Origin of the sequence: Chelativorans sp. J32, from assembly GCF_000518985.1 — a bacterium.
Taxonomy (GTDB): Bacteria; Pseudomonadota; Alphaproteobacteria; order Rhizobiales; family Rhizobiaceae; genus Chelativorans.
In genome coordinates, this window is sequence record NZ_JAEQ01000017.1 from 84,140 (window position 1) to 107,508 (window position 23,369).

General features: G+C 61.2%; 18 protein-coding genes and 1 tRNA gene. 3 read left to right on the forward strand and 16 right to left on the reverse strand.

Annotated features, from left to right (window positions below):
- Nucleotides 1-52: 52 nt before the first annotated feature.
- From scpB to nagZ, 3 genes are all read right to left on the reverse strand, one after another.
- Nucleotides 53-787 (reverse strand): SMC-Scp complex subunit ScpB, encoded by a 735-nt coding sequence (gene scpB / locus CHEJ32_RS0118955; protein ID WP_028035199.1) that lies wholly within the window; start codon nucleotides 785-787, stop codon nucleotides 53-55.
- Nucleotides 784-1,584 carry a ScpA family protein gene (locus CHEJ32_RS0118960; RefSeq protein ID WP_028035200.1) on the reverse strand — a complete coding sequence of 267 codons (801 nt, stop codon included), beginning with the start codon at nucleotides 1,582-1,584 and terminating at the stop codon, nucleotides 784-786. Before CHEJ32_RS0118960 ends, scpB begins: the two co-directional genes overlap by 4 nt.
- Nucleotides 1,585-1,646: 62 nt before the next feature.
- A complete protein-coding gene (nagZ, locus tag CHEJ32_RS0118965; RefSeq protein ID WP_028035201.1) occupies nucleotides 1,647-2,666 on the reverse strand; it encodes a beta-N-acetylhexosaminidase in 1,020 nt (339 codons plus the stop codon).
- A 133-nt stretch (nucleotides 2,667-2,799) separates the two neighbouring features.
- Between nagZ and CHEJ32_RS0118970 the strand changes: the two genes are divergently transcribed.
- Entirely contained in the window at nucleotides 2,800-3,852 is a 1,053-nt protein-coding gene (locus CHEJ32_RS0118970) for a serine hydrolase (protein WP_028035202.1), read from the forward strand.
- A 50-nt stretch (nucleotides 3,853-3,902) separates the two neighbouring features.
- On the opposite strand, the gene CHEJ32_RS0118975 is transcribed toward CHEJ32_RS0118970, so the two are convergent.
- The 3 genes from CHEJ32_RS0118975 to CHEJ32_RS0118985 form a co-directional block, all read right to left on the reverse strand.
- The gene (locus tag CHEJ32_RS0118975; RefSeq protein WP_028035203.1) at nucleotides 3,903-6,122 is read right to left on the reverse strand and encodes an SPOR domain-containing protein; all 2,220 of its coding nucleotides are present in this window, start codon (nucleotides 6,120-6,122) and stop codon (nucleotides 3,903-3,905) included.
- Between the two features lie 87 nt (nucleotides 6,123-6,209).
- Nucleotides 6,210-7,967, reverse strand: a complete 1,758-nt coding sequence (gene argS, locus CHEJ32_RS0118980; RefSeq protein WP_028035204.1) for an arginine--tRNA ligase — start codon at nucleotides 7,965-7,967, stop codon at nucleotides 6,210-6,212.
- 63 nt (nucleotides 7,968-8,030) lie between these two features.
- A complete protein-coding gene (locus CHEJ32_RS0118985; RefSeq protein WP_028035205.1) occupies nucleotides 8,031-9,251 on the reverse strand; it encodes a deoxyguanosinetriphosphate triphosphohydrolase in 1,221 nt (406 codons plus the stop codon).
- A gap of 69 nt (nucleotides 9,252-9,320) precedes the next feature.
- Between CHEJ32_RS0118985 and erpA the strand changes: the two genes are divergently transcribed.
- Together erpA and CHEJ32_RS0118995 are read left to right on the forward strand one after the other, a co-directional pair.
- The gene (gene erpA, locus CHEJ32_RS0118990) at nucleotides 9,321-9,671 is read left to right on the forward strand and encodes an iron-sulfur cluster insertion protein ErpA (protein ID WP_028035206.1); all 351 of its coding nucleotides are present in this window, start codon (nucleotides 9,321-9,323) and stop codon (nucleotides 9,669-9,671) included.
- A gap of 103 nt (nucleotides 9,672-9,774) precedes the next feature.
- A complete protein-coding gene (locus CHEJ32_RS0118995) occupies nucleotides 9,775-10,056 on the forward strand; it encodes a hypothetical protein (RefSeq protein ID WP_028035207.1) in 282 nt (93 codons plus the stop codon).
- Between the two features lie 95 nt (nucleotides 10,057-10,151).
- On the opposite strand, the gene rpoC is transcribed toward CHEJ32_RS0118995, so the two are convergent.
- From rpoC to CHEJ32_RS0119050, 10 genes are all read right to left on the reverse strand, one after another.
- Nucleotides 10,152-14,351, reverse strand: a complete 4,200-nt coding sequence (gene rpoC / locus CHEJ32_RS0119000) for a DNA-directed RNA polymerase subunit beta' (RefSeq protein ID WP_028035208.1) — start codon at nucleotides 14,349-14,351, stop codon at nucleotides 10,152-10,154.
- A 145-nt stretch (nucleotides 14,352-14,496) separates the two neighbouring features.
- Nucleotides 14,497-18,633: a DNA-directed RNA polymerase subunit beta gene (rpoB, locus tag CHEJ32_RS0119005; RefSeq protein WP_028035209.1), complete on the reverse strand. Its 4,137-nt coding sequence runs from the start codon at nucleotides 18,631-18,633 to the stop codon at nucleotides 14,497-14,499.
- Nucleotides 18,634-18,804: 171 nt separating this feature from the next.
- Complete coding sequence (gene rplL / locus CHEJ32_RS0119010) at nucleotides 18,805-19,185, reverse strand: 50S ribosomal protein L7/L12 (RefSeq protein WP_028035210.1); 381 nt, start codon at nucleotides 19,183-19,185, stop codon at nucleotides 18,805-18,807.
- Nucleotides 19,186-19,239: 54 nt separating this feature from the next.
- A complete protein-coding gene (gene rplJ / locus CHEJ32_RS0119015; protein ID WP_028035211.1) occupies nucleotides 19,240-19,758 on the reverse strand; it encodes a 50S ribosomal protein L10 in 519 nt (172 codons plus the stop codon).
- A 339-nt stretch (nucleotides 19,759-20,097) separates the two neighbouring features.
- Nucleotides 20,098-20,796, reverse strand: a complete 699-nt coding sequence (gene rplA / locus CHEJ32_RS0119025) for a 50S ribosomal protein L1 (protein ID WP_028035212.1) — start codon at nucleotides 20,794-20,796, stop codon at nucleotides 20,098-20,100.
- Nucleotides 20,797-20,800: 4 nt separating this feature from the next.
- Complete coding sequence (rplK, locus tag CHEJ32_RS0119030) at nucleotides 20,801-21,229, reverse strand: 50S ribosomal protein L11 (protein ID WP_028035213.1); 429 nt, start codon at nucleotides 21,227-21,229, stop codon at nucleotides 20,801-20,803.
- A gap of 139 nt (nucleotides 21,230-21,368) precedes the next feature.
- A complete protein-coding gene (gene nusG, locus CHEJ32_RS0119035) occupies nucleotides 21,369-21,893 on the reverse strand; it encodes a transcription termination/antitermination protein NusG (protein WP_028035214.1) in 525 nt (174 codons plus the stop codon).
- A 31-nt stretch (nucleotides 21,894-21,924) separates the two neighbouring features.
- A complete protein-coding gene (gene secE, locus CHEJ32_RS0119040) occupies nucleotides 21,925-22,128 on the reverse strand; it encodes a preprotein translocase subunit SecE (protein ID WP_028035215.1) in 204 nt (67 codons plus the stop codon).
- Between the two features lie 222 nt (nucleotides 22,129-22,350).
- Nucleotides 22,351-22,426: transfer RNA gene (locus tag CHEJ32_RS0119045), tRNA-Trp, on the reverse strand.
- A gap of 416 nt (nucleotides 22,427-22,842) precedes the next feature.
- Nucleotides 22,843-23,369 (reverse strand): EF-Tu/IF-2/RF-3 family GTPase (locus CHEJ32_RS0119050; RefSeq protein WP_028035216.1); only part of this gene is annotated, 527 nt, incomplete at its 5' end.

Here is a 23,369-nt window from a genome sequence, read left to right on the forward strand (position 1 = left end):
CGTGGTTCTATCACTTGCTGCGTCCTCTGTAGACGCATGGCAATGCCTGTGGTCAATCACCCTCGACGCGCGGTGTCAACAGGCCGAGTTCTTCGAGGTCGATATCCGTCAGCGGGTCTTCGTCGTCCGTCAGTGTCTCGGGATCGGCTGGCGGCTGCGGCACGGAGAAATTGGATGGCATCCGGGAAGAAAGGAGGCCTGCTCCCTTGAGCTCCTCGATGCCCGGCAGGTCGCGTAGCTCTTCCAGTCCAAAATGGTCCAGGAACTCCGTCGTCGTGCCATAGGTTACCGGTCGTCCAGGTGTGCGCCGGCGGCCCCGCATTCTCACCCAGCCTGTTTCAAGCAGAAGATCGAGCGTCCCCTTGGAGGTCTCAACTCCCCGGATTTCCTCAATCTCGGCCCGCGTAACCGGCTGGTGGTAGGCAATCACGGCCAGCATTTCCAAGGCAGCGCGCGAAAGCTTTCTCTGTTGTACGGCATCGCGGCTCATCAGGAAGGCAAGGTCGCCCGCCGTACGAAAGGCCCAGGATTCCTCCACGCGGACGAGATTAACCCCGCGCTTCTCGTAGTCTTTCCTGAGATCTTCCATAACCGCGCGGATGTCTACGCCATCGGGCAATCGATCAGAAAGCATCTTGGATGAGACCGGAGTTGCACTTGCGAAAACAAGAGCTTCCGCCATGCGCTTGACCTCGGCGAAGGCCATGCTCGACGGACCGGGTCGCTCCACAGAAGATGTGCGCTCATCCTCTGCGACGAAGGGAATGACGTTTGAAGATTCGGTCATGAAGTTGTCTCTGCCGTCTCAGGGCGTTTCGTACCGCGCCGCATATAGATCGGAGCAAAGGGCTCCTGTTGCCTGATCTCCAGGGTTCCTTCGCGAACAAGCTCGAGTGAGGCGGCAAAGGTGCTCGCAATCGCCGTCGCCCGTTCCTCGGGCCGGGTGAGATACTGGACGAGAAAGCGATCGAGAGCCGTCCAGTCCGGAAGTTCGCCCACGAGCCGCGTCAGGACATCGCGTGCCTGCTTGAGCGACCACACCCCGCGCTTGGCGATCTGCACATTCGTAATCGCTCGCCTTTGACGCTGGCTCGCATAGGCAGTGAGCAGATCGTAAAGTGTGGCGGTATAGGTGCTCTTTTTCTCCACCACGACATGTTCGGGCATGCCACGCGCAAAGACGTCGCGCCCGAGCCGGTTTCGATTGACAAGGCGCGCAGCAGCGTCCCGGATCGCCTCGAGCCGCTTTAAGCGGAATTGCAAGAGAGCTGCCATCTCCTCGCCGCTAGGCTCTCCATCGGCCCGCTGCTTCGGGATCAAAAGCCGGGATTTTAGATAAGCAAGCCAAGCTGCCATCACGAGATAGTCGGCGGCAAGCTCAAGCCTCATCTGCCGCACGCGCTCGATGAACTGGAGATATTGCTCGGCAAGCGCGAGGACTGAAATGCGGGCGAGGTCAACCTTCTGGTTGCGGGCCAAGTGAAGGAGTAGATCGAGCGGGCCCTCGAAACCTTCGACGTCCACGGCAAGAACCGGCTCCGAGACCCCGTGCTCGGAGCTCTCCTCCGCCCACAGCTTGTCCATGGGGATGGGCTTTCCCGCCTTTCCTGCCGCCTGTCCCTGTTCCGCCAACCGCTGTTCCTTGTTCAGACAATCGCTTCGAAATACGAGCCGAATTCCGCGCGTGCCTCGGCCTCGTCCATGCCGTCCGGTTCGGGGCGGCCAGCAAGCGCCTTTTCGGCACGCTCAGCAGATCTGCCCTGCAATTCCGGCACGCTCTGGGCGACGGCACGCATTTCTTCCATCACCCCATTGCAATGAAGGACAAGATCGCAGCCCGCGGCAAGGATTGCTTGTGCGCGGGCAGAGAAATCCCCAGAAAGCGCCTTCATGGAGACGTCGTCGCTCATGAGAAGCCCGTCGAAGCCGATCTCGCCTCGAATGATTTCGGATATCACACGGGCCGATGTGGTCGAAGGATGTTGGGGATCGATCGCCTCATAGACGACATGTGCCGTCATCGCCATAGTGAGGTCTGCAAGTGCTTTGAATGGCACAAAGTCCCTTGCGCGCAATTCGTCGAGCGCGGCATCGACCCGCGGCAGCGTGTGGTGGCTGTCCACCCCTGCCCGGCCGTGCCCTGGAATGTGCTTCATGACCGGGAGCACCCCGCCTGCCAGCAAACCCTCTGCCGCCGCACGGCCCAGTGCCGCTACCGTCTCGGGGTCCCGGCCATAGGCCCGGTTTCCGATCACGTCATGCGCACCGGCCGTAGGCACGTCCAGCACCGGCAGGCAATCCACCGTGATCCCGTACCGGGCTAGATCGAAGGCATGCAGCCGCGACATGAGCCATGCCGCTCTGACGCCCCTTTCCCGGCTTACGTCATAGAGCGCGCCCAGCGCTGCGGCATTGGGGTAATTGGGAGCAATAGGGGGTCTCAGCCTTTGCACACGGCCACCCTCCTGATCGATGAAGACCGGAGCTTCTGGCCGTCCGACACTTTCGCGCATCTCGGCCACCAGATCCTGGAGCTGAGGGCTCTCAGCCACATTTCGGGCAAACAGGATAAAGCCCCATGGGCGCTCGGCGCGGTAGAAGGCCTTCTCTTCAGCGGTGAGCCGTGTTCCGGCGGCACCGAGAATCATTGCTTTTGATTCGCTCATAAGCTGGAGATTACCCCGATCCGGCCGCCAAGACATCGCGGAATGCAGTTAAACCGGACTTTCGGTGTCACGCCGCGAACTTTCGGAATGGCAGATCTTGGGATTGCCAAGACTGCGGCTATTTTAGCTGGCCATGAAAGAGATTCTCATAATCGCCCTCCTATCGCTCCCTCAGGTCCTGCCTGCCGTCTCGGCGCTCGCCCAAATGGTTCAGCCCTCCGAGCCTGCCGTGATCGATACGTCTATCAAGGAAATTCTTCAGCGGGCGGCGGAGCTTGAACCGCTTGAGACGTTGATCGTGTCGCAAAACGGCGAAATCCTCATCGAGGAAGGCTTTCGCGGGCACACGACCGCCGAGCAGACCAACATCAAGTCGGCCTCGAAATCGATCATCTCAGCCCTTGTCGGGATCGCGATCGATAAAGGGATACTCGAGGGACCCGACCAGAAGATCGCGCCGCTGCTCAGCGATAAGCTGCCGAACGATCCCGACCCGCGACTGAACGAGATAACAATCGGCCACCTTCTGTCGATGCAGGCTGGCCTGGAACGTACCTCTGGACCCAATTATGGACGCTGGGTGTTGAGTCGTGACTGGGTCCGAACCGCTCTGTCCCAACCCTTTGTAGACGATCCCGGCGCCGGAATGCTCTATTCCACTGGCAATACACATCTCCTGTCGGCGATCCTGACGCGGGAGAGCGGCCGCTCAACGCTGGCGCTGGCACGGGAATGGTTCGAGCCCTTGGAGGACTTTGCGATCGGCGGCTGGGAACGGGATCCTCAGGGCATCTATCTTGGCGGGAACCAGATGGCGATGTCGCCTAAATCCATGCTGGCTTTTGGCGAGCTATACCGTAACGGCGGCAAGGTAGGGGACCAGCAGGTGATATCACAAGAATGGATCGAGGCCTCCTGGGAACCGCGCACGCGCTCGGTATTTCACGATGGCCGATATGGTTATGGCTGGTTCATCGAGGATATGGCCGGCCACCGGGTCAATTATGCATGGGGCTATGGCGGCCAGATGATCTATGTGGTGCCCAGTCTCGATCTCACGGTGGTCATGACCTCGGCCGAAGACCAGCCATCCGCACGCAACGGACACCGGGACGACCTTCACGATCTCATGACCGAGATCATCAAAAGCCTGGGCCCTGAATTACAACACGCGCCCAGGCAATAAAAAAAAGACCGCCGCGATTGCTCGCGGCGGCCTCACATCTGGCGCTGCGGCTATTTCGAGACGAAACAGGTGCCGCCAGCGGATTTGAGCTGCGAGCAAAGCTCGATCGCCGATTCCTTGGACGAGGACGGAATGCGTACCCGGTAGTAGGTGCCCTTCCCTTCGATGTCGGCCTTCACGATGTTGACGCCCTTGCCTTGCAGCACATTGCCATATCTTTGCGCGAGCTGTTGATAGGACTTCTGGGCATCTTCGACGCTAGGCTGAGAGGCAATCTGCACCGACCACTCGGAAGCATTCGCCGCCGGCTCGTTCTGCAGAGCCGCAACCTGCTGAGGCTGCGGTGCCTCCGCGGCTGGCTGGGCCGCTGGCTGTTGGGGCTGGGGCGTCAAGGCTGCCACCTGTTGGGGTTGCTCGGGCGTTATATTGCCCGGCCGCGACGGCGGAATTGGGCCTGTCCGCGGAACCGCTGGAGTGTCGTCACGAGCTTCTGCACGCGCAGGCTGGTCAGCAGCGGCGGCCGAAGCCGAAGCGATGGCATCTGTCGCCATGGTTGCGGGCTCCGCCTGAGCGACCTGCGGCAGCTCGGCCGGTACCATGCTGCCGTCAGGACGGACAACAAGCGTACGCACGCGCCGTGGCGTGACTGCTACGAGTTCCTTCTCGACCGGATTTTCCATCCCTGTGTTCGTCAGACGCTCTTCGGAACCGCCCGGTGCAGCAGCGGCCCGGTCCGTATCCGCCGAATTCGGGGTGGCGGATGCCGTAGTCGTGGGGGCCGTGTCTTCGACCGACGCGTTTGAATCGTCAAACTCTCCATCGTCCGGAAGCGGAAGTGCTAATGGCTCTTCCGTTGCCGAAACGAGCCGGGGCTGCTCGGATGGAGCGTCCGTCTGTTCGCCGGCGACCCGCTTATAGACCGGGTTCTCCTGGTTCGGTATCTGCACGCCGCCGGGATTTTCCGGCCGAACCTTGATGGGAGAATTATCCGCAGAAAGCAGAACAGGCTCGCCCGTGCCACCCGAGGAAAATGCAAAGAATGCAACGCCGCCGAGAATCGCAACACCGCCAATCACCGCCGCCGACATGAGCAGCCGAGGATTCAGTCGAAGGCGGCTGGACGCCGCCGGCGGCTGAACGCCAGGCATGGGCGTAAGCTGCGCGGGATCATCGTAACGGCTGCTCCACTCCTGGATAGAATCGGGTGCTTCCCGCGCCAATGCAGCGGTCGTTCCTATCCCCGCAGCAATGCCGGCCATCAGGAATTCGTCGTCAATGAAACGATCCGAGTGCTGCTCTTCCTGCGGCTGCTGCGCGACTTCCACCTGCGGCTCCGGCTGTTCGGCCATTTCACCGAACGCACCGGCCAGGATTTCCTCGATCTCGTCGAGATCGGAGGTCGGCTTTACCTCTTCCCGATAGGGCACTTCCGGAATATCGAGGGGGGCAGCGACGGCTACTGCTGTCTCGGCGACCTCGATGGTCTCGATCTCCGGCTGATGATAATTGCTATAGGAAACCGAACTGCTGTTATAGCTCTCGCCGCCGAAATCCTGCCGATGAGACTCGGCGTGATTCCATCTGTCCTGGGGTTCGTCATCATACGAGTCTGCCGAATCCGCGGCCCAGTGGTCCGCGGCTGGCGCAGGCTCCTCAGCGGCCTGTTGATCGTCCCAAGACGAAGAAGCGCTCCAGGCGGTCGTGTAAGGCGAGAAGCCCGTCTCTCGCGCCGGTTCGATGGTCGCACCAGACAGGAATTGGGGGCGCTCAGCCGCCGCCCTGGCATATTCGAACGGCAGGCTCTCTTCCGCGGAATTCGGCTCCTGCCCCCCGTCATCGCTGCGGAATGACCGCTCCTGCTCGCCCGGATTGGGGACGCTCGAGTAACCGGCTGATTGTGTGTCCTGATCGAAGGAAGGATGCTCGCCGCTTGCCTGCTCATCCAATGTACCGTCGAGCAATGCATCAAGCGAACGTTCGAAATCCGCGTCACCCCCCGCAGCTTCCGCGAGGGAATAGCGCCAGTCGGCCAGATCCGCTCCGATCGCGCCCGTTTGGACGTGGTTTTCGCCTGGTTCGTCCTGATCAAGATCGCCCATCAACTCGTTTTCGAGATCGAGCGCGAGTCCTTCAGCAACCTCCGGGGTTCTTGGCCGAAGCGAAACATTGGATCTGGGGTCGTGCCCCATGATACGCGTGAGTTCAGCGAAAGGATCGTCCTGCTGCAGGTCGTTCGCTTCCGGATTCGTCTTGAAAAAACTTTCAGCCATCTTCCCACACTCGGTCGGACGCCGGCGACGTCTTGCTCTAATTGACCTACCAAGGCAATGTGGGCAAATGGTGACAGTTGCTTGCGACTATCGCATCTCCTCCGGGGCATCTGCTCCCACGAGCGCTAGACCCGACCTCACGACATCACAAACAGCCTGTACCAGACCCAGCCTGGCATACGTCAACTCTGGGTCGTTAACTTTAACAAATCGTAAGCGGTCTGTCTCTGTACCACGATTCCATTGCACATGAAATTGGCTGGCAAGATCATACAAGTAGAAAGCGAGCCTGTGCGGCTCCAGCGCCTGTGCCGCGCTCTCGATCAATCTCGGATACTCCGCGAGCTTGCGAATCAAGGCGATTTCGCCCGGATCATCCAGTCGGAATAAGGCTTTGCGCATCACCGCCCGGTCGAATTTCTCCACACCCAATTGCTCGGATGCCTGGCGGAATACCGAATGGCAGCGCGCGGATGCATACTGGACATAGAAAACGGGATTGTCTTTGGACTGCTCCGTGACTTTGGCAAAATCGAAGTCGAGCGGGGCATCGCTTTTGCGGTAGAGCATCATGAAGCGGACGGCATCGCGGCCAACCTCGTCGATGACATCGCGCAGCGTCACGAACTCCCCTGCCCGCTTGGACATGCGAACCGGTTCGCCGTTGCGGAAGAGTTTCACGAGTTGGCACAGCAACACGGTCAAATGCAATTTCCCGTCAGAGATTGCACGCGCCAGCGCTTCCAGCCGCTTTACATAGCCGCCATGATCGGCGCCGAGCACATAGATCAGGTGCTCGAACTTGCGGGCGTATTTATCCTTCATATAGGCCACGTCGGCCGCGAAATAGGTGAACGTGCCGTCCGACTTGATCAGCGGCCGGTCAATGTCATCACCCACTTCGGTGGACCGGAAAAGGGTTTGCTCCCGGTCTTCCCAGTCCTCTGCGACCTGCCCTTTTGGTGGCGGCAGCTTGCCCTTGTAGACATGGCCCTTGAGCGTCAGATCGTTGATCGCCGAGCGGATCGCTGCTCCGTTGGCTGCATGCAGCGAGCGCTCGGAGAAGAACACGTCATGATGCACGTTGAGTGCCGCGAGGTCGTCGCGGATCATGGCCATCATGGCGTCGATCGCCGTGTCCTTGGCGATCTTCAGTGCCTCGGGCGCCGGCATTTCCAGGAGTTTGGTGCCGTATTCGTCGGCTAACGCCTTGCCGACCGGCTCCAGATAATCGCCGGGATATAGACCTTCCGGGATCTGGCCGATGTTTTCGCCCAACGCTTCGCGATAGCGCATCAGCACCGAGCGGCCGAGCACGTCAATCTGCGCGCCAGCATCGTTGATGTAATATTCCCGGGTAACGTCATAGCCTGCAAAAGCCAAAAGGTTGGCGAGCGCATCCCCCACGACCGCGCCGCGGCAATGGCCGACATGCATGGGCCCGGTTGGATTGGCCGAGACATATTCGACGTTGATCTTGTGGCCCTTGCCCATTTCGGAACGGCCATAGTCACCGGCGAGCACCAGCATCTCACCCAAGCGGGCCTGCCAGAAGGCATCGCTCAGCCGGAGATTGACAAACCCCGGACCTGCCACGCTTGCCTCGGCCACGTCCGGGTCCCCGCCGAGCACTGCCGCAAGTCTCTCACCAAGCGTGCGCGGGTTTTCGCCGACCGCCTTCGACAGCACCATTGCAGCGTTGGTCGCAATGTCGCCATGGCTGGGATCGCGGGGCGGCTCGACCGCAACGCGAGAGAGATCGAGATCTCCACCATCCTTCGGCTTCAACCCCAGCGTCTTTACGGCATCGATAACCCGATCGGAGAAATCGGCGAAAATGTTCATGGACCCGGTCCTGGATTGATTTCGCTGCTGGCGGCACATGGCCACAAGCCCAATCGCCTGCGCCTAACGCAAATCCGGAGTGTGGTCAAATAGCCGCTCGTATTCCTTGAGCGCGTAGGTGTCCGTCATGCCGGCAAGGAAATCCGCCACATCGCGTGCCTTGATGCGTTCTTCCGCGCAATCCAGACCCTCGCGCCAACCCTCCGGCATCTGGCGCGGATCGGCGAAATAGACATCGAAGAGATCGCGGACGATGCGGTCGGCTACGCGCCGCACGGCAACGACGGATGGATGGCGATAGAGATTGCGATAGAGAAACCCCTTCAGCTCCTTCTCCTCCGACGCCATCGACTCTGAAAAGGTAACGATCGGGCGACCGGCATCATGCACGTCCTCGACGGAGGCCGGTTTCACTTCCTCGACGTTTTTCTTGGCGGTTGTGATCACGTCTTCCACCATGATGGTGATCTGCCGCCGCATCAGTTCATGCCCCGTACGCACCGGATCAAGGTGTGGATAGAGCTCGCCGACTGTCCGCAGGATGCGGCCCGGCAATGTCACGTCCCGCAGCATGTCGAGCGTCAGCAGACCGGCCCGCAATCCGTCATCGATATCGTGTGCATTATAGGCAATATCATCAGCAATTGCAGCGCATTGTGCCTCTACGCTCGCAAAGCGGTTCAACTCCAGATCATGCAGCTGCGAGTAACTAAGGATCGCGGGAGGCACCGGCCCTTGTAGGCCACCGCCCGTCGAGTCCGTCAGCGGACCGTTGTGCTTGACCAATCCTTCGAGCGTTTCCCAGGTAAGATTGAGCCCATCGAACTCGGCATAACGCCGTTCCAGTCTCGTCACGATCCGAAGCGATTGAGCGTTGTGGTCGAAGCCGCCCCAGGGTGCCATTTTTTCATTCAACGCATCCTCGCCTGTATGGCCGAAGGGTGTGTGGCCGAAATCGTGCACGAGGGCGATAGCTTCAGCGAGATCCTCGTCGCAGCGCAGCGCGCGTGCCAGAGCGCGGGCGATCTGCGCCACCTCGATCGAGTGGGTGAGCCTCGTGCGGTAATGGTCGCCTTCGTGCGCGATGAAGACCTGTGTCTTATGCTTCAGCCGCCGGAAGGCCGTGGAATGAATGATGCGGTCGCGGTCGCGCTGGAACGGGGTCCGTGTCGGGCTCTCGGGTTCCGGACAGAAGCGGCCGCGCGAACGCGCGGGATCACAGGCATAGGCCGCCCGGGGCCTGTAGCCGAAACCAATGCCTTCAAGATTTGCCTGGCCTGCCATTGCTCAGCATGTTGACTCGCCGCTCCCCCGTTCATACCTATCTGGTATCGACGAAAGCAAGGTGAACCCATGGGCATCGATGCCAAGACGGAAATGAAGGGTGTCGAACTGACCGATGCCGCTGCGAAGCGGATTGTCAGGATCCTCGCGGCGGAAGCGGACAAGAAGGCGCTGCGCGTTTCTGTCGAAGGCGGCGGCTGCTCCGGCTTTTCCTACAAGTTCGAACTCGTGGCCGACCGCAATGAGGACGATGTCGTTATTGAAAGAGACGGGGCCATGGTCTTCATCGACGAGCTTTCCCTGGTCTATATGGGCGGCTCGGTCATCGATTTCGTTGACGATCTGATTGGGCAATCCTTTCAGATCAAGAACCCGAACGCCGTGGCTTCCTGCGGCTGCGGGACCAGTTTTTCCATTTAAGCCGTGGCGGCATCACTGAGCCGCCTCCCTTGCCCCGCTCCTCTCTCGCCATAAATGCTCTCGTGAGCAGCCCGCGACGGCGAGCAGAACCGGAGCACTTCAAATGAACGATAACGAAAGCCCGCCCGTCACAATCATCACCGGGCGCGTCTGGCGCGAACAGGGAAAGGCCAGCGAAGGCGTCCATGTGCTCCTGACGGCGCCGGACGATGACACCGCCGTGCGTCTCGCCCTCGAGGCTCTTGCCCAGGAGGGTTACGCGGAGGCCGAACTCGATCAGATCGGCGAGATGGAGGGCGCTCCGGACGAGGAGCCACATCTCTCGGCTTGGCAGGGAGCGACCCAAGGCGAAATCGCAATCGTCACTTTTGACGAGAAGGACTAACCTCCCTCTTCTATCCGTTCTGCTTTGAGCCAGTTCCTCAAGAAAAAAGCCGCCGGTTTGACCGGCGGCTTTTTTGTTTTGTTCGCGGCCGGCCGTTACTCGGCCGGCTGGCCGGTCATGTCTGCGAGGACAGGATTGACCATCTCCACGCCGGACTCCTTGCGCCGCTCGTCGAGGATCAGATCGTCGCGCGACCGGGCGATGCGGCGGATCTGCGCCATCGCACCACCGGTGCCCGCCGGGATGAGGCGGCCGACGATGACGTTCTCCTTCAGGCCCTGCAGCGTGTCGATCTTGCCGGCAACGGCCGCCTCGGTCAGCACGCGTGTCGTTTCCTGGAAGGAGGCGGCGGAGATGAAGGACGGCGTCTGCAGCGAAGCCTTGGTGATGCCGAGCAGCACCGGCTGAGCCTCCGCAGGCTTCTTGCCTTCCTCGATCAAACGGTCATTGATCTCGTCGAACTCGACCTGATCCACATGGTCGCCGGGGATATAGGTCGAATCGCCCGCAGCCGTGATCTCGACCTTCTGCAGCATCTGGCGAACGATCACCTCAATGTGCTTGTCGTTGATCAACACGCCCTGCAGCCGGTAGACCTCCTGGATCTCGTTGACGAGATAGGAAGCCAGAGCTTCCACGCCCTTGATCGCCAGGATGTCGTGCGGCGCCGGATTGCCGTCCAGAATGAAGTCGCCCTTCTCGATGACGTCGCCGTCCTGAAGATGGAACGGCTTGCCCTTCGGGATGAGATACTCAACCGGCTCCAGCGTCGAGTCATGCGGCTCGATGATGATGCGGCGCTTGTTCTTGTAGTCGCGGCCGAAGCGCACCGTGCCATCGATTTCGGCAATGATGGCATGGTCCTTCGGACGACGTGCCTCGAACAGTTCGGCCACGCGCGGCAGACCACCCGTGATGTCCTTGGTGCGCGCGCTCTCGGTCGGGATACGTGCAATCACGTCGCCCGGCCTGACCTTTGCACCCGAGTCCACCGACAGAACAGTCTCCACCGAGAGGAGGAAGCGCGCATCGCCGCCACGGGCCAGCTTCGCCACCTTGCCCTTGGAGTCGAGGATCGTGATCGCCGGCTTGAGGTCCGAACCGCGCGGCGTCGACCGCCAGTCGATGACCTCGCGCTTGGTGATGCCGGTCGATTCGTCCGTGGTTTCCTGCACCGAAATGCCGTCCACCAGGTCCTCGAATGCCACGGTGCCTTCCACTTCCGTCAGCATCGGACGCGTGTACGGGTCCCACTCGGCGATACGCTGACCACGCTTCACCTTGTCGCCCTCGTCCACATAGATGCGCGAGCCGTAGGAGACCCGGTGCGAAGCGCGCTCATTACCGCCTTCGTCCAGGATGAGCACCGCCATGTTGCGCCCCATGACCACAAGATGGCCATCCGAGTTGCGCACCACGTTGCGGTTGCGGATCTTCACCGTGCCCTCAAAGGATGCTTCGAGGAACGACTGATCCACGACCTGCGCGGTGCCGCCCATGTGGAACGTACGCATGGTGAGCTGCGTGCCCGGCTCGCCGATCGACTGCGCCGCGATGACGCCGACAGCCTCGCCGAGATTGACCGGCGTGCCGCGTGCCAGATCGCGCCCGTAGCAGGTGGCGCAGACCCCGTTCCTGACTTCGCAGGTAAGGGCGGAGCGAATGCGCACGGTCTGGATGCTTGCGGCTTCGATCGCCTCCACATCCCGCTCGTCGATGAGACGCCCAGCCGGAACGATCACCTCGCCCGAGACCGGATGCAGCACATCTTCCAGCGCGGTGCGGCCCAGAACGCGCTGACCAATGGAAGCCACGACCTGGCCCGCATCCACGATCGGCTGCATGGTGAGGCCCTTGTCGGTGCCGCAATCCTTGACCGTGACAATGCAGTCCTGCGCCACGTCCACCAGACGACGGGTCAAGTAACCCGAGTTGGCGGTCTTGAGCGCGGTGTCGGCGAGGCCCTTACGCGCGCCGTGCGTGGAGTTGAAGTACTCCATCACGGTCAGGCCTTCCTTGAAGTTCGAGATGATCGGCGTCTCGATGATCGAGCCGTCCGGGCGGGCCATCAGGCCGCGCATGCCGGCAAGCTGACGCATCTGGGCCGGCGAACCGCGGGCACCGGAATGCGACATCATGTAGATCGAGTTCATCGGCCTCTGGCGTCCGCCATCGTCGAACTCAACCGCCTTGATGCGCTTCATCATCTCGTCGGCAACACGCTCGGAGCATTTGGCCCAGGCATCGACGACCTTGTTGTACTTCTCGCCCTGCGTGATCAGACCGTCATTGTACTGTTGCTCGTATTCCTTCGCGAGCGCTTCGGTCTCCGCGATCAGGTTCGCCTTCGTCTCCGGAATGACCATGTCATCCTTGCCGAAGGAGATGCCCGCCTTGCAGGCGTGGCTGAAGCCAAGCTGCATGATGCGGTCGCAGAAGATCACCGTCTCCTTCTGGCCGCAATGGCGATAGACCGTGTCGATCATCTTCGAGATGTTCTTCTTGGTCATCTCCTGGTTGCAGATGTCGAAGGGCACATTGTGGTTCTTCGGCAGGAGCTCACCAATGATCATACGGCCAGGTGTCGTTTCGTAGATCTTGGAAACGGGATTGCCGTTCTCGTCCACGGTCTTGAACCTGCCTTTGACCTTGGTGTGCAGCGTGACGACCTTCGTCTCCAGCGCATGCTGCAGCTCGCCCATGTCGGCGAATACCATCCCCTCGCCCGGCTCGTTCTGGTTCATGATGGACAGGTAATAAAGTCCAAGAACCATGTCCTGCGACGGCACGATGATCGGCGCACCGGAAGCCGGGTGCAGGATGTTGTTGGTCGACATCATCAGGACGCGCGCTTCGAGCTGCGCTTCCAGCGAAAGCGGCACGTGGACCGCCATCTGGTCGCCGTCGAAGTCAGCGTTGAAGGCGGTGCAGACCAGCGGATGGAGCTGGATCGCCTTGCCCTCGATCAGCACCGGCTCGAAAGCCTGGATGCCAAGGCGGTGCAGCGTCGGCGCGCGGTTCAGGAGCACGGGATGCTCACGGATAACCTCGTCCAGGATATCCCAGACCTCCGGCTTCTCCTTCTCCACCAGCTTCTTGGCCTGCTTGACCGTCGAAGAATAGCCCTTGGCGTCGAGCCGCGCATAGATGAACGGCTTGAACAGCTCCAGCGCCATCTTCTTCGGCAAGCCGCACTGATGCAGCTTGAGCTCCGGGCCCGTCACGATGACCGAGCGGCCGGAATAGTCGACGCGCTTGCCGAGCAGGTTCTGACGGAAGCGGCCCTGCTTGCCCTTCAGCATATCGGAGAGCGACTTCAGCGGACGCTTGTTGGCGCCCGTGATGACGCGTCCGCGGCGGCCGTTGTCGAACAGTGCGTCCACGGCCTCCTGCAGCATACGCTTCTCGTTGCGGATGATGATGCCCGGCGCCTTGAGCTCGATCAGCCGCTTCAGACGATTGTTGCGGTTGATGACGCGGCGGTAGAGATCATTGAGATCCGAGGTCGCGAAGCGGCCACCGTCGAGCGGCACCAGCGGACGCAGGTCCGGCGGGATGACCGGGATGATTTTCATGACCATCCACTCCGGGCGATTGCCGGATTCGAGGAAGTTCTCGACGACCTTCAGTCGCTTCAGAAGCTTCTTCTGCTTCAGGTCCGACGTCGTCGAGGCGAGCTCCGAGCGGAGATCGCCTGCGATCTTCTCAAGCTCCATGCTGGCGAGCAGGTGATGAATCGCCTCGGCGCCGATCATGGCGGTGAAGGAATCCTCGCCATATTCGTCGACGGCCATCATGTACTCCTCTTCGGAGAGGAGCTGATTCTGCTTGAGCGCGGTCAGGCCCGGCTCGGTCACGATGTAGTTCTCGAAATAGAGAACCCGCTCGATATCCTTGAGGGTCATATCGAGCAGCGTGCCGATGCGCGAGGGCAGCGACTTCAGGAACCAGATATGCGCGACCGGCGCGGCGAGCTCGATATGGCCCATGCGCTCGCGGCGAACGCGGGAGAGCGTCACTTCCACGCCGCACTTCTCGCAGATGACGCCCTTGTACTTCATGCGCTTGTACTTGCCGCACAAGCACTCATAGTCCTTGATCGGACCGAAAATACGCGCACAGAAGAGCCCGTCCCGCTCCGGCTTGAAGGTGCGGTAGTTGATCGTCTCCGGCTTCTTGATCTCGCCGTAGGACCAGGACAGGATCTTCTCCGGGCTCGCGAGCGAAATCCGGATGGAATCGAAGGTCTGTGCCGGCGCCTGAGGGTTGAACAGGTTCATGACCTCTTGGTTCATGCCGATCTCCTTTGCGGGACTCCTCGTCCCTTAATCACGGTGCGATGGCGGGCTTCCGAAGGCAAAACGATCTTCGTTGTTGCGAAAGCCGCTCCATCAGGGGTCTTGCACGCCGCAGACTGGCCGCGGCGTGCCGGTATTGCCTTTATTCGGCTGCTTCGGGCAGCGCCGGCGGCGTGTCGTAGCGCGTGGAGTTTTCCAGCTCCACGTTGAGCCCGAGCGACCGCATTTCCTTGACGAGAACGTTGAAGCTCTCCGGGATGCCCGCCTCGAACGTGTCGTCGCCGCGCACGATGGCCTCGTAGACCTTGGTGCGGCCGGCCACGTCGTCCGACTTGACGGTGAGCATCTCCTGCAGCGTGTAGGCAGCGCCGTAGGCTTCCAGAGCCCAGACCTCCATTTCGCCGAAGCGCTGACCGCCGAACTGCGCCTTTCCGCCGAGCGGCTGCTGGGTGACGAGCGAGTAGGGACCGATTGAACGCGCGTGGATCTTGTCGTCCACCAGGTGATGAAGCTTCAGCATATAGATGTAGCCCACGGTCACCTTGCGGTCGAAAGCCTCGCCGGTCCGCCCGTCATAGAGCGTCACCTGCCCGCTTGAATTGAGGCCCGCCTCCTCCAGCATCTGGTTGATGTCGGATTCGTGCGCGCCGTCGAAAACGGGCGTGGCAATGGAGACACCGCGACGCATCTGCTCGCCTAGACGGACGATGCTTTCGTCGTCATAGGCACGGACAGGCTCGTTGCGGTCGTTGTCCGGAATCAGCGTCTCGATCTTCGCGCGGAGCGGCTGGATATTGCCCTGCTCCTTATAAGCGTCGATCAGCTCGCCGATCTGGCGGCCCATGCCTGCGCATGCCCAGCCCAGATGCGTCTCCAGGATCTGGCCCACATTCATGCGGCTCGGCACACCCAACGGGTTCAGAACGATGTCCACGTGAGTGCCATCCTCGAGGAACGGCATGTCCTCGATGGGCACGATTCTGGACACAACGCCCTTGTTGCCGTGCCGGCCGGCCATCTTGTCTCCAGGCTGCATCTTGCGCTTCACGGCCACGAAGACCTTGACCATCTTCATGACGCCGGGGGGCATCTCGTCGCCGCGCTGCACCTTCTCGACCTTGTCCATGAAGCGCTGCTGCAGCGCATTCTTGGATTCGTCGTACTGAGCCCGAAGCGCTTCCAGCTCGCTCTGCAGCTTCTCGTCCTCAACGGCGAACTGCCACCACTGCGAACGGGGATACTCGTCCAGAAGTTCCTTCGTGAGCGTAGCACCCTTCTTGAAGCCCTTCGGTCCGGCGATCGCTTCCTTGCCGATCAACATTTCCGACAGACGCGCGTAAACGTTGCGGTCGAGGATCGACTGCTCGTCGTCGCGGTCCTTTGCAAGACGCTCGATCTCTTCCCGCTCGATGGCCATGGCGCGCTCGTCTTTTTCCACACCATGGCGGTTGAAGACGCGCACCTCGACCACCGTCCCGTAGGTGCCGGGCGGCATGCGCATGGACGTGTCGCGAACGTCGGAGGCCTTCTCACCGAAGATGGCGCGCAGAAGCTTCTCCTCCGGCGTCATCGGGCTTTCGCCCTTCGGCGTGATCTTGCCGACCAGGATGTCACCCGGCTGCACTTCCGCGCCGATATAGACGATGCCGGCCTCGTCGAGGTTCTTCAGAGCCTCTTCCGAAACGTTCGGAATGTCGCGCGTGATCTCTTCGGGCCCAAGCTTCGTGTCGCGCGCCATCACCTCGAACTCCTCGATGTGGATCGAGGTGAAGATGTCGTCACGCACAATGCGCTCGGAAAGAAGGATCGAGTCCTCGTAGTTGTAGCCGTTCCAGGGCATGAAGGCCACGAGCACGTTCCGGCCGAGCGCCAGATCGCCGAGATCCGTCGACGGGCCGTCGGCAATGATGTCGCCCTTGTTGACCTTGTCGCCCACACGCACCAGCGGACGCTGGTTGATGCAGGTGTTCTGGTTCGAGCGCTGGAACTTCTGCAGCCGGTAGATGTCGACGCCCGATTGGGAGGCATCCACGTCTTCCGTGGCACGGATAACGATACGCGTCGCGTCCACCTGGTCGACGATGCCCGTCCGGCGGGCGGCGATCGCCGCGCCGGAGTCACGCGCCACGACCGGCTCCATGCCGGTGCCCACGAAGGGCGCCTCAGCACGCACCAGCGGCACGGCCTGACGCTGCATGTTCGAGCCCATCAGCGCGCGGTTGGCGTCGTCGTTCTCGAGGAACGGGATGAGGGCCGCAGCGACCGAAACGAGCTGCTTCGGAGACACGTCCATCAGATCCACGTTCTCACGCGGAGCCATCATGACCTCGCCGCCGTGGCGGCAGACCACGAACTCGTCGGCGAAACCACCATTCTCATCGATGACGGCATTCGCCTGAGCGACATAGTGCTTCGCCTCCTCCATGGCGGAGAGATAGACGACGTCCTCCGTCACCTTGCCGTCCACGATCTTGCGATACGGCGTCTCGATGAAGCCGTATTTGTTGACGCGGGCGAAGGTCGCGAGCGAGTTGATGAGGCCGATATTCGGGCCTTCAGGCGTCTCGATCGGGCAGATGCGGCCATAATGCGTCGGATGCACGTCGCGCACTTCGAAGCCGGCGCGCTCCCGCGTAAGACCGCCCGGGCCGAGCGCCGACAGGCGCCGCTTGTGGGTAATCTCCGACAGTGGGTTCGTCTGGTCCATGAACTGCGAGAGCTGCGAGGAACCGAAGAACTCGCGCACGGCGGCAGCCGCCGGCTTCGCGTTGATCAGGTCCTGCGGCATGACCGTGTCGATCTCGATCGACGACATGCGCTCCTTGATCGCGCGCTCCATGCGGAGCAGGCCGAGACGGTATTGATTCTCCATCAGCTCGCCCACCGAGCGCACGCGGCGGTTGCCGAGATTGTCGATGTCGTCGATCTCGCCCTTGCCGTCCCGCAGCTCGACCAGCGTCCTGACGACTGCCACGATATCTTCCCTGCGCAGCACGCGCACGGTGTCGGGGCAATCGAGTTCAAGCCGCATGTTCATCTTCACGCGGCCCACGGCCGAAAGGTCGTAGCGCTCGGGGTCGAAGAACAGCGAATGGAACATCGCCTCCGCCGTTTCTAGCGTCGGGGGCTCGCCCGGCCGCATGACACGGTAGATGTCGAACAGCGCATCCTGGCGGTTCTCGTTCTTGTCGGCCACCAGCGTATTGCGGATATAGCCGCCGATATTGACATGGTCGATGTCGAGGAAATTGACCTCGCCGCCCGCCGTATCGAGCAGAACCTTCAGGGTCTTTTCATCGATCTCGTCGCCGGCCTCGAGATAGATCTCGCCCGTCTCCATATTGACGATGTCCTCGGCGAGGTAGTTGCCGAGCAGATCGTCCTCGGTGGCGCGGATCGCCTTGAGGCCTTTGTCGGCAAGCTGCCGCGCCATGCGCGCGGTCATCTTCTTGCCGGCTTCCAGCACCACCTCGCCCGTGTCGGCGTCGATGATGTCGGCGGTGGCCTTCATGCCGCGGAAACGTTCGGCCGAGAAAGGAATGCGCCAGTTCTCGCCGTCACGGATGAAGGTGAGCTTGTTGTAGAAGGTCGAGAGAATCTCCTCGCCGTCCATCCCAAGCGCCATGAGCAAGGACGTGACCGGGATCTTGCGCCGGCGGTCGATGCGCGCATAGACGATGTCCTTGGCATCGAACTCGATGTCGAGCCAGGACCCGCGATAGGGGATGACGCGCGCAGCGAAAAGCAACTTGCCGCTCGAATGCGACTTGCCCTTGTCGTGGTCGAAGAAGACGCCCGGTGACCGGTGCATCTGCGAGACGATCACACGCTCGGTGCCGTTGATGATAAAGGTGCCGTTGTCCGTCATGAGCGGCATGTCGCCCATATAGACGTCCTGCTCCTTGATGTCCTTGATGGACTTCGCACCCGTGTCCTCATCGACATCAAACACGATGAGGCGCAGCGTCACTTTCAGCGGCGCTGCATAGGTGAGGTCGCGCTGGCGGCATTCCTCGACGTCGAATTTGGGAGCCTCGAACTCGTACTTCACGAATTCGAGCATCGCCGTCCCTGCGAAATCAGAGATCGGGAACACCGACTTGAAGACTGCCTGCAATCCCTCGTCGGGGCGCCCGCCCTCGGGCTCCTCGACCATGAGGAACTGGTCATAGGATGCTTTCTGAACCTCGATAAGGTTCGGCATCTCCGCAACTTCCGGAATCTTCCCGAAAAACTTGCGTACGCGCCTGCGACCGTTGAATGTCTGGGTCTGGGCCATCGTCGCTCCTTGCCTGCCGCTTGCCTGCTTCCGGCCGCCCCCGAGAGCGGCCATTCTAAACGGGGAAAAACCCGTTTCCTGAAAGCCGCTTTCGGCCCTCAGGAAAAAGGTTTTCATGATCCCTTTCCGCCTGGCCCGCGGGCGGATATCCGCCCGCGGAGCCTGCGGAGCTTACTTCAGCTCGACCTTGGCGCCTGCGCCTTCGAGCTGGGCCTTGATCTTCTCGGCCTCGTCCTTCGCCACGGCTTCCTTGACCGGCTTCGGCGCGCCCTCGACCAGGTCCTTGGCCTCTTTCAGGCCCAGACCGGTGATCGCGCGCACTTCCTTGATCACGTTGATCTTCTGGGCGCCGGCGTCAGTGAGGATGACGTCGAACTCGGTCTTCTCCTCGGCAGCGGCAGCCGGAGCTGCACCACCGCCGGCAGCAGCGGCGACGGCGACCGGAGCAGCCGCGGAGACGCCCCACTTCTCTTCAAGCATCTTCGAAAGCTCGGCCGCCTCCAGGACGGTGAGGCTCGAGAGGTCTTCAACGATCTTCGCAAGATCAGCCATTTTTCATTTCCTTACGTGTTCGAACAGTGTTGCTTCTGGTGGTGAGGAACTGCCTCACGCCACCTCGTCCTTCCGGGCATAGGCGCCAACGACGCGGGCAAGCTGGCCCGCAGGAGCGTTGACGATCTGGGCGATCCGGGTCGCCGGCGTTTGGATCATGCCGACGATTCTTGCTCTGAGCTCATCCAGCGACGGCAGCGAGGCAAGCGCCTTCACGCCGTCAGCGTCGAGCGTGGTCGCGCCCATCGCGCCGCCGAGAATGACGAGATTGTCATTCCCCTTGGCGAAATCGCTCGCGACCTTCGGAGCAGCAACCGGATCATCCGAATAGGCAATCAGGGTTTGCCCCTGAAACAGGGCCTGAATGCCTTCGGACGGAGTACCCTGAAGAGCGATCTTGGCGAGACGGTTCTTCGCGACCTTGACGCTCCCGCCCGCCGCACGCATCTTCGACCTGAGGTCGTTCATCTGCGCGACGGTGAGACCGGCATATGTTGCCACGACCACTGATCCGGTGTTCTGGAACACCTGGTTCAGGTCCGCGACGAATTCGCGTTTTTCCGCTCTTTCCACAGCCTTCTCCAGTTAACGGCGCCTCACTGAGTGCTGCGCCGGGTTGCCTTTTGCCGGCCGGGCTTTCCGGTTAGGGATCACCCGAACGACGCTCGAGGATCCTGCCCCCTTTCGCCGCTCCGGCAACCAGCCGGTATTCGAGCAAAAGGCAAACACGGTTCGAACCTTTCATCGACCTGTTTCCCAGGCCTTTGTCCGGTCTTACCCGTCTCATGCAGGCCCTTCATCAGAATTAAGGCGAGCCGCCTGCAATCTCGGACAGGATGTCCGGAGGAAATCCTCCGGATCCGGGCCTTGCGGCCCGAATAGGGCGGGGAGGAAGCACCCTCCCCGCAAAAATCACGAAGCCGCGAGGGTCGACAAATCGACCTTCAGGCCCGGGCCCATGGTCGAGGTAATCGAGACGCGCTTCAGGTAGTTACCCTTGGCGCCCGTGGGCTTCGCCTTGATCACCGCGTCGGCGAAGGCACGCACATTCTCGGCGATTGCCTTGTCGTCGAAAGAGACCTTGCCGACGCCCGCATGAACGATACCGGCCTTCTCCACACGGAACTCGACGGCGCCGCCCTTGGAAGCCTTCACGGCGGCAGCTACATCCGCAGTCACCGTACCGACCTTCGGGTTCGGCATGAGGCCGCGGGGGCCCAGCACCTTGCCGAGACGGCCGACGAGCGGCATCATGTCCGGCGTCGCGATGCAGCGGTCGAAATTGATCTCGCCCTTCTGCACCGTCTCCACGAGATCCTCGGCACCAACGACGTCGGCGCCTGCAGCCCTCGCCTCGTCCGCCTTGTCGCCCTTGGCGAAAACGGCGACGCGCACGGAGCGGCCCGTGCCGTTCGGCAGATTGACCACGCCGCGGACCATCTGGTCGGCATGCCGCGGATCGACGCCGAGATTCATCGCAACCTCGACGGTCTCGTCGAACTTGGCGCTCGCCCGCTCCTTGATCACCTTCACCGCCTCATCGAGAGAATAAAGACGGTTGCGATCGACACCTTCGCGGCTCTTGGCCACACGCTTGGAGATCTTCGCCATCGCCTTACCCTACAATCTCGAGACCCATGGAACGGGCGGAGCCTTCCACCATACGCATGGCGGCTTCCACGTCGTTCGCGTTCAAATCCTTCATCTTTGCCTCGGCGATCTCGCGCACCTTGTCCCGCGAAATCTGGCCGGCGGACTGCTTGCCCGGCTCCTTCGAGCCCGACTTCAGATTCGCCGCCTTCTTCAGGAAGTAGGTCACCGGCGGAGTCTTCATGGTGAAGGTGAAGGACTTGTCCTGATAGTAGGTAATGACCACCGGGATGGGCGAACCCTTCTCCAGATCCTGGCTCTGCGCGTTGAACGCCTTGCAGAACTCCATGATATTGATGCCACGCTGACCAAGCGCAGGCCCGATGGGCGGCGACGGCGTCGCCGAACCTGCGGGAACCTGGAGCTTGAGCTGGCCTGCAACTTTCTTAGCCATCTCTCATCTGCCTTGTCATCATGCCGGCCCGTCTTTCATCGGATAGCCGGCGGTTGCAGTCTGGTGGTGCGGAACCTCTGGTCGCCGGCTACGCGACCCGCTCCTTCCACCGGTTCGTTCCGGAAACCGGAACAGCCGGTCAGGTCTTTTCGACCTGGCCGAACTCCAGATCGACAGGCACAGCGCGCCCGAAGATCGAAACTTCCACCTTGAGGCGCGAACGCTCCTCGTCCACCTCCTGAACGAAGCCGTTGAAGGAGGCAAACGGGCCATCGGAAACACGCACCTGCTCGCCGATCTCGAAGGTGACGGACGGCTTTGGCCGTTCCACGCCCTCCTGAACCTGCGTCAGAATGCGCTGGGCTTCTGCCTCGGTGATCGGCACAGGCTTGGAGTCACCCAGAAAACCGGTCACCTTGGGCGTGTTCTTGATCAGCGAGAACACGGCATCCGTCAGATCGGCCTTGACCAGCACATAGCCGGGAAAAAACTTGCGCTCGGCATCCACCTTGCGGCCGCGGCGGACCTCGACAACCTTTTCAGTCGGCACCACCACCTGCTCGATGAGATTGGAGAGGCCCTTCTGGCGCGCCTGCTCCTCGATCGATTCAGCGACCTTCTTTTCAAAATTGGAATAAGCGTGGACGATATACCAACGCGCCATCTAAAAATAACTCCCTTCGTCGCCGGACGGCTCAGACGCCGATGCCGAGAATCAACTCGATTGCCCAGGCCATGAGCTGGTCAGCGGCAAAGAAGAAAAACGCAGCTAAAGCGGCAAATGCCAGCACCATCGCGGTCGAAATAAAAGTCTCCCGACGGGAAGGCCAGGTTACCTTTGCCGTCTCCGACCGCACCTGCTGGAGGAAAGTAAAAGGGTTCGTGGTCCTAGAGGCCATCTATCGCTCATTTGTCATTGAAGCACCCGGGAAACCCGGTTCCTTGCCGGCTGCAACCCTGGCCGCGATGCAGATAACGAATCACCACCTTCTGCACATACGACAAGGGCGCGTAAAGCTGCTCCCCAGCTCCACGCACCGTCTGCTTGCTCCTTACATAGTTCCGATTCTTTCCACACGCAAGTGCCTTTTCATGGCATCGCGTTCGATGAGATGGGAAGATGGCAGGGGCAGAGGGGCTCGAACCCCCGACCTGCGGTTTTGGAGACCGCCGCTCTACCAACTGAGCTATACCCCTAGAAGGACCTTGAAGGCCTGTTTCGTGCACGCCTTCTAGTGCCTGTTTGCTTGGGCCGCAAGTCTAATTCTGAAGCTCTCCCAAGCCGAAAGAAACTTCGCCCTCCTCTTGTCGCAGCGGCCTCGCCAAAGGCGGCTCATATGTACCAGACCCGACCGCTCGCGAGCGGATGGATACGGTGGGATGGAATCGCCATGAGCGGATAGCCGGAACTCGAGTGCAGGGAAGCGATCAACTCGTCCAGAATATCGGGCCTCAATGAGCCGATATAGGAAGTCTCACATATCGCCATCAAGCGGCGAAAAGAAAAAGGCAGCCGAAGCTGCCTTTTCCGGGGTGTATCGTTGCAGGCTGCCCGGGGAATTACGGGACGATCGGGCGCCTGCCCTTTTGCGATTTTGGTTCGGTCGCTACGATCACTCAGTGATCGAAGCGACGATGCCGGCGCCGACGGTACGGCCGCCTTCGCGGATGGCGAAGCGCAGGCGCTCCTCCATGGCGATCGGCACGATCAGCTCGACATCAACCGTCACATTGTCGCCCGGCATCACCATCTCGGTGCCCTCGGGCAGCTTCACGATGCCCGTCACGTCCGTCGTGCGGAAGTAGAATTGCGGGCGGTAGTTGGTGAAGAACGGCGTGTGGCGACCGCCCTCCTCCTTCGTCAGGATATAGGCTTCCGCCTTGAACTTCGTGTGCGGCGTCACCGAGCCGGGCTTGGCCAGAACCTGGCCGCGCTCCACGCCCTCGCGATCGATGCCGCGCAGAAGCGCACCGATATTGTCGCCCGCCTGGCCCTGGTCGAGCAGCTTGCGGAACATCTCGACGCCCGTCACCGTCGTCTTCGAGGTCGGACGGATGCCGACGATCTCGACTTCCTCACCGACCTTGACAACACCGCGCTCAACGCGACCCGTCACCACCGTGCCGCGGCCGGAGATCG

Excerpts from the sequence above, each read along its gene's own strand:
- rplA (WP_028035212.1), bottom strand. The coding sequence starts at position 20,796 with ATGGCGAAGATCTCCAAGCGTGTGGCCAAGAGCCGCGAAGGTGTCGAT.
- CHEJ32_RS0118975 (WP_028035203.1), bottom strand. The coding sequence starts at position 6,122 with ATGGCTGAAAGTTTTTTCAAGACGAATCCGGAAGCGAACGACCTGCAG.
- secE (WP_028035215.1), bottom strand. The coding sequence starts at position 22,128 with ATGGCCTCTAGGACCACGAACCCTTTTACTTTCCTCCAGCAGGTGCGG.
- CHEJ32_RS0118995 (WP_028035207.1), top strand. The coding sequence starts at position 9,775 with ATGAACGATAACGAAAGCCCGCCCGTCACAATCATCACCGGGCGCGTC.
- CHEJ32_RS0118960 (WP_028035200.1), bottom strand. The coding sequence starts at position 1,584 with ATGGACAAGCTGTGGGCGGAGGAGAGCTCCGAGCACGGGGTCTCGGAG.
- argS (WP_028035204.1), bottom strand. The coding sequence starts at position 7,967 with ATGAACATTTTCGCCGATTTCTCCGATCGGGTTATCGATGCCGTAAAG.
- rplK (WP_028035213.1), bottom strand. The coding sequence starts at position 21,229 with ATGGCTAAGAAAGTTGCAGGCCAGCTCAAGCTCCAGGTTCCCGCAGGT.
- nusG (WP_028035214.1), bottom strand. The coding sequence starts at position 21,893 with ATGGCGCGTTGGTATATCGTCCACGCTTATTCCAATTTTGAAAAGAAG.
- CHEJ32_RS0118985 (WP_028035205.1), bottom strand. The coding sequence starts at position 9,251 with ATGGCAGGCCAGGCAAATCTTGAAGGCATTGGTTTCGGCTACAGGCCC.
- erpA (WP_028035206.1), top strand. The coding sequence starts at position 9,321 with ATGGGCATCGATGCCAAGACGGAAATGAAGGGTGTCGAACTGACCGAT.
- nagZ (WP_028035201.1), bottom strand. The coding sequence starts at position 2,666 with ATGAGCGAATCAAAAGCAATGATTCTCGGTGCCGCCGGAACACGGCTC.
- scpB (WP_028035199.1), bottom strand. The coding sequence starts at position 787 with ATGACCGAATCTTCAAACGTCATTCCCTTCGTCGCAGAGGATGAGCGC.
- rpoC (WP_028035208.1), bottom strand. The coding sequence starts at position 14,351 with ATGAACCAAGAGGTCATGAACCTGTTCAACCCTCAGGCGCCGGCACAG.
- CHEJ32_RS0118970 (WP_028035202.1), top strand. The coding sequence starts at position 2,800 with ATGAAAGAGATTCTCATAATCGCCCTCCTATCGCTCCCTCAGGTCCTG.
- rpoB (WP_028035209.1), bottom strand. The coding sequence starts at position 18,633 with ATGGCCCAGACCCAGACATTCAACGGTCGCAGGCGCGTACGCAAGTTT.
- rplL (WP_028035210.1), bottom strand. The coding sequence starts at position 19,185 with ATGGCTGATCTTGCGAAGATCGTTGAAGACCTCTCGAGCCTCACCGTC.